This window comes from Clostridium sp. AF28-12 (genome assembly GCF_003435225.1).
In the GTDB taxonomy this organism is placed as follows: domain Bacteria; phylum Bacillota; class Clostridia; order Lachnospirales; family Lachnospiraceae; genus Pilosibacter; species Pilosibacter fragilis.
This window is the reverse complement of record NZ_QWGJ01000048.1, coordinates 1-3,572: the sequence shown is the minus strand read 5'-3', so window position 1 is coordinate 3,572 and position 3,572 is coordinate 1. Positions and strand designations below refer to the sequence as shown.

General features: G+C 55.9%; 4 protein-coding genes and 1 pseudogene. All 5 read right to left on the bottom strand.

Annotated elements, in window-relative coordinates; translation table 11 throughout:
- Nucleotides 1-362: pseudogene (locus DWY93_RS16565) on the bottom strand (type IV secretory system conjugative DNA transfer family protein); the annotation flags it as partial.
- Entirely contained in the window at nucleotides 359-829 is a 471-nt protein-coding gene (locus DWY93_RS16560) for a PcfB family protein (protein WP_007887898.1), read from the bottom strand. The gene DWY93_RS16560 and the pseudogene DWY93_RS16565, both read right to left, overlap by 4 nt.
- Nucleotides 830-920: 91 nt before the next feature.
- On the bottom strand, nucleotides 921-1,970 hold the full coding sequence (locus tag DWY93_RS16555; RefSeq protein ID WP_117472728.1) for a hypothetical protein: 1,050 nt from the start codon (nucleotides 1,968-1,970) through the stop codon (nucleotides 921-923).
- A 14-nt stretch (nucleotides 1,971-1,984) separates the two neighbouring features.
- Nucleotides 1,985-2,698, bottom strand: coding sequence for an antirestriction protein ArdA (locus DWY93_RS16550; RefSeq protein WP_117472726.1), 714 nt, complete (start codon nucleotides 2,696-2,698; stop codon nucleotides 1,985-1,987).
- 4 nt (nucleotides 2,699-2,702) lie between these two features.
- Nucleotides 2,703-3,572, bottom strand: an 870-nt coding sequence (locus tag DWY93_RS16545; RefSeq protein ID WP_147324227.1) for a DNA cytosine methyltransferase, incomplete at its 5' end; no start/stop codon positions are given.

The window sequence follows — 3,572 nt, the reverse complement described above, 5'->3', positions numbered from 1 at the left end:
CCGGTCAGAATGACATTGTTCTGAAATTTAGGGTCAACAAACGGCTTTATATCCTCCTTTGTTCCAAAGCGGGCGGTGCCGTATTCCGCATCCCGCCAGAATTTTTTCGCCTGCCTGATCTTTGACTGTATCAGCAGATACACCCCAGCCGCACCGGCAAGGCCCACCAGCAGGTCAATACCGCCAAGCCCCGGCCAGTAGGTTTCAAAGGCTTTGGGGAAGGTATCGAGCATCCCCATGAGCTTTGTCCCGAAGTCTGTGCCGGGGGCGATCCGGTAGGCCGTCCCGATTTTGGAGAAAAACCAGAACACAAAGAGGTACGGCAGGTTGGGGAGCACATATTTTCTAATCTTGTCACTCAACGTCCGTCCTTCACCGCCTCTCTGGTCCGCTGCTTTTCCTTTGCCTGTGTCCTGATCTGCTCCGTGAATTTCCGAAGCTGGCCGAGGATGGAAGCCTTGTCCTGCTCTTTATTCAGCACCTTTGCACTGTACTTCTGGAAGGCCGCTGTGATGGCGTCCGCCTGATTGGCTTTGAAGAACAGCAGGTAATGGCCGGGGCTCACTTTATGGAAAGCGTAGTCCACATGGAACTCCTTCGCGATCCGGTCAAAATCCTTTGGAGCTCCCACATAGGGCATGGCACTTTTGCCGCCATAGTGGTTCATCAGCTTCTTCACGCTCTGGCGTCCCTGCGGGGTCAGCGCCTTCCGGTGGTGCTTTTGCACCGCCCGCGCCACCTTTCCAAGAGCGGCAGCCAGCACTTTTCCCGTGAGCTTCGTTGTCCTGATCGAAAGGGCAACCGTTTTTTGGTTTACTTCTTCCTGCATAAAACCTCCTTTCCGTCGGGGTCCCCGCTATCCGGGAGGCCCCCGTACAATATCGGGGAACAGAAAACCTCGGGCCAATGTGGCCCGAGGCTTACCGCTCGGCATCCCTGCCGGACGGAGCTTTCTTTTCCGGCTCTGTCTGGACTTTTTCGCCCTGTTCCCGCATGGTCTGCAAGATAGAGGGCTTCTTTTGAAGCTGGGAGGGCTTTTCGCCGGACAGCGGCTTGATACATTCCAAACGGTCAGCCGCCCGGATGGCGTTGTCCGTGAGCTGCCTCTGCCATGCGCCCACGCTGGGAGCCCAGCGGAAACCATTGCTTTTCAGCTCAGCCCGGGTGTCCGCGTCAGGCTTTCCGTCAAAGAACACCTGCAAGCGGTTGTCCTCCCGGTTCATCTCCACACGGCCCCCATCGAACTCCCAGCCGGAAAATTCCTGCTGTGCCTGTTTGGAAAGCTGTTCGATACGGGCCTTTACCCGGCGGATCTCCGCATTGTTGTTGGTAAGCTGGTAACTTTCAAAGGGCCTCGGGTCGCTCCGCCAGCTTGACGCCATGCTTGCTTTCAGCTTTTCAATCTGGTCCGGCGACAGCAGCGCACAGCCGTCCAGCTTGCCATGCTTGCGGTAATAGGCGTTGACCTCCTTCATAATGAGCTGGAAGCGTTCCAGCCCGTCCAGCTTCTTCTGGAGCTTTTCAATCGCTGCTGGGTCATCGGCGCTGATCCCGCCCATGCCGGTACTGCGTATCTTATCCAGCAGCCCTTGAATATACCGCCATTCCTCCATGTTGCTGTCCCGGGCCCGGTTTTGCTTTTCCTTCTTTCCCACCGGGAAATTGGCAGGTCCGGCGATCATCACAGAGGGAACCCTTGCGTCAATGGCAAAGCCTTGGTTCATGTTTTCGGCCAGCTTGCGGGCGTAGGTGTCTAACAGATGGTCGATCTTCTCATGGTACATGGGGTCCACCCGGGATTTCTGCTGTTCCGCTATGGCGGCGGCCTTGTCCACCATTGTCCGGTATTCCGCCGTTGCGCTCCCTTCCTTGTAGTCGGAAAAGCTGTTCATTTCTTTTGCCCGGCGGGCGGCTCCTTCATTGATAGGGTAATAGTTGATGGTATGCACCTCCTTTATGCTTCGGGCCATGCTGGCCCGAAGTCTTACCGTTCTTCATGGGAAGGCCCCGCCTTGTCCTTTTTCGGAGCGGGTGGGGCTTCTTGAAACTGTTTGAGTGTAGCGAGAATGGAGTGGACAGGCTCGGCCTTTTCAGGATAGGCAAATATCCGGTGTTCCGGCGGGATGTCCTGCGGCCCGTGGTAATACTCCTTGAAGCCCTCCGGGACTGCCGACACATACCCACCGGGAGCGAATACGCCGCCCTCGTTGATACGCACATCCCGCCCGTATGCCTCATGATCGAAGTAGTTCTGAATGTGCTCCGGTATGTCGATAGTCCCAAGCTCGTCGGCGTAAAGACGACCCAGCCCTTCATCATCGGAAATATCCGGGTAAAAGCGGTAAAGGTCAAGGTTCTGCGTCAGGTTTATCAAATCCTTCACGCTCCTTGTGTGGTTTCCCAAGACAAGAGCGGCTTCAAAGGTTTCCAGTCCGCCCTTATCCCGTACTTCCAGCAGGGCGTGGCCCAGCTCGTTCAGCTCGTCGATGTTCTCACATTCGTAGAGATGATCGTAGAGCCCCAGCACATCACTGTCAAAGCTGGTAAAGAACACTTCGTTGTACCGTTTCCCGTCTATCCCGATTTTGGCAAGGGCGGCCTGCAACTCCTGTGTCGTCATGGGGAAATGTACCGTTGTCCCTACCTCAATCCCCATTAAGGGGTATAGGGCTGTATTGGTTATATAAGCTTCAAACATGGGCTCATTCCTCCTTTCCGGCCCGGTCAGCCAGCACCTCATAAATCCCGGCCATAATGTAATCGGCACAAGGGAGGGCAATCGCATTTCCCAGCGCCTTGTAGCGTTGCAGAGGCCGGATCTCCACGCCGTCCGCCCCGTACTTTGTCCAGCCCTCCGGCAGCCCCATCAGCCGTTCGCTTTCCGTTTCCGTCAGAAAACGGATACAGCCGCCCTTCGGGTCGCCCTCATACCAGAAGGCAAAGGGCGTTACATCACTGGCTAAAAGAGTGGGAAAAGGGTCAGTTGGTAATCCGAAGCTGTTTCGGAAGGCCGTTTTTTCCTGCCTTTTTGCCGCTCCCCGCATACGGAAGCACTGAAAGGGGTGGATGACTGGTATCTGCCACCCTGTTTCAAAAGAAGCTGTTCGATCTCCTTCGGCGGCGGCCCGCCAGCCCTCTCCGCAAGGCGGAGGAAGTGGGAGCATTGGACGGGGCTTAAATAGTATGTCTGCGGCACGTCTGCCTCCAAAATCCGCCACGACGAAAATCCGCTGCCTTCGTGCCAGCCTTCGGGAGCCTGCCCAATACTGGGCGTCCATGAGCCGCCAGCACACATCAGGCGTTCCCCCTCGCACCATTCCGGCGTTTCCCCATCTTCCCGAAGGAGGCATTGGAACTTCGGTGTCCGAGAAGGCGGATAGGACGGCTCTAAAGTCCATCCGGTCATTTGTAGAAAACGCTCCCATGACGTTTTCCCAAACAGCGATAGCTGGATATAGGTTATCAGTAGCATCCCTCATTTCCTGTATGATACGAAACGCCTGATAGAACAGGCTTGATTTTGCCCCAGCAAGGCCGGAGCGGTTGCCGATCAGAGAAAGGTTCTGACAGGG